The 1,828-nt window shown below is 60.2% G+C and carries 2 protein-coding genes; one reads left to right on the forward strand and one right to left on the reverse strand.

The features are described from left to right. Positions 1–30: 30 nt before the first annotated feature. On the reverse strand, positions 31–645 hold the full coding sequence (locus EXE29_RS17165) for a recombinase family protein (protein ID WP_000904906.1): 615 nt from the start codon (positions 643–645) through the stop codon (positions 31–33). A 125-nt stretch (positions 646–770) separates the two neighbouring features. Here EXE29_RS17165 and EXE29_RS17170 point away from each other — a divergent pair. After that, positions 771–1,828 (forward strand): DUF4158 domain-containing protein (locus EXE29_RS17170; RefSeq protein ID WP_001138079.1); only part of this gene is annotated, 1,058 nt, incomplete at its 3' end.

Below are 1,828 nucleotides of genomic sequence, written 5' to 3' on the forward strand. Positions count from 1 at the left end.
GTGGCTCAACCTGCGAAAAGAAACGAGTTGCTACGTAAGTCCGAGAACATGCTTTCCATGGTCTCTGAGCTCGCCTTTGGGACCGACATATCGGTAGAGAGTGACGCGCTCGATGCCGAGTTCCTTGCAGAGATCGGAAACTGAAGTATCGCGCTGGGCCATGGCGGCTTGCGCGAGACGCACCTGAGCTTTGGTGAGCGCGAATTTTCGTCCGCCCTTGCGACCGCGCGCTCTCGCGGAGGCGAGACCCGCCATGGTGCGCTCTCGGATCAGATCCCGCTCGAACTCGGCCAAGGTGGCGAAGATTCCGAACACCATGCGACCGGACGCAGTCGTGGTGTCGATCTGAGCGCCCTTTCCAGTCAGAACCCGCAGGCCGATCTTGCGGTCTGACAGCTCCTTCACCGTGTTGACCAGATGGGCAAGCGATCGTCCGAGGCGATCGAGCTTCCAGACCACCAGCACATCGCCGTCACGCAATGACTTGAGGCAGGCAGTCAAGCCAGGGCGATCATCACGACCGCCGGAAGCAAGATCATCATAGATATTGTCCCGTTCGACACCTGCGGCGCGCAAGGCGTCGTGCTGCAGGTCGAGAGACTGCGAGCCATCGGCTTTGGAGACGCGGGCATATCCGATCAGCATGTATCACAAACGTTGGTTTGAGGCGGCGCTTCGGCCACGATTGCATTGACCTCTGGAAATGTATCTCAACCAGCTTCATAAACAAAGCGTCTTGAACGCTATCAGATTTTGAAAAAGGAACATGTATGCCGCGTCGCGTCACTCTAACCGATCGGCAGAAAGACGCGCTGTTGCGCTTGCCGACTTCACAGACGGATTTGCTCAAGCACTATACGCTGAGTGATGAAGACTTTGGGCATATCAGGCTGCGTCGGCGCGCTCACAACAGGTTCGGCTTCGCCCTGCAATTGTGTGTCCTGCGCTATCCCGGCCGGGTGCTGGCTCCAGGCGAACTGATCCCTGCAGAGGTCATCGAATTTATCGGAGCGCAGCTTGGCCTGGGTGCCGACGATCTCGTAGACTATGCTGCCCGCGAGGAAACACGGCACGAGCATCTTGCCGAGTTACGGGGGCTCTACGGCTTCCGCACCTTCTCCGGACGTGGTGCGAGCGAGCTGAAGGAATGGTTGTTCCGAGAAGCCGAGATGGCGGTGTCGAACGAGGATATCGCCCGTCGCTTCGTAGCCGAGTGCCGACGCACCCGCACTGTCCTTCCCGCGACATCCACGATCGAGCGGCTTTGTGCCGCGGCTCTCGTCGATGCCGAGCGACGCATCGAGACGAGGATCGCCAGTCGGCTGCCTATGTCGATCCGAGAACAGTTGCTGGCATTGCTCGAGGAGACGGCTGATGATCGGGTGACCCGTTTTGTGTGGCTGCGCCAGTTCGAGCCTGGCTCGAACTCTTCGTCGGCCAACCGGCTGCTCGACCGGCTCGAATATCTGCAACGCGTCGATCTCCCCGAGGATCTGCTTGCCGGCGTTCCTGCCCATCGGGTGACTCGTCTGCGCAGGCAGGGTGAACGGTATTATGCCGACGGCATGCGCGATCTCCCGGAGGACAGGCGGCTTGCGATCTTGGCTGTTTGCGTCTCGGAATGGCAGGCGATGTTGGCCGACGCAGTGGTCGAAACCCACGACCGGATCGTCGGCCGTCTCTACCGTGCTTCGGAGCGTATTTGCCATGCAAAGGTCGCAGACGAAGCGGGGGTGGTGCGTGACACCCTGAAATCCTTCGCCGAGATCGGGGGCGCCCTGGTCGATGCACAGGATGATGGCCAGCCGCTGGGCGATGTCATCGCGAG

It is taken from the genome of Acinetobacter sp. WCHAc060006 (assembly GCF_004209135.1).
Lineage (GTDB): Bacteria > Pseudomonadota > Gammaproteobacteria > Pseudomonadales > Moraxellaceae > Acinetobacter > Acinetobacter cumulans.

Excerpts from the sequence above, each read along its gene's own strand:
- EXE29_RS17165 (WP_000904906.1), bottom strand. The coding sequence starts at position 645 with ATGCTGATCGGATATGCCCGCGTCTCCAAAGCCGATGGCTCGCAGTCT.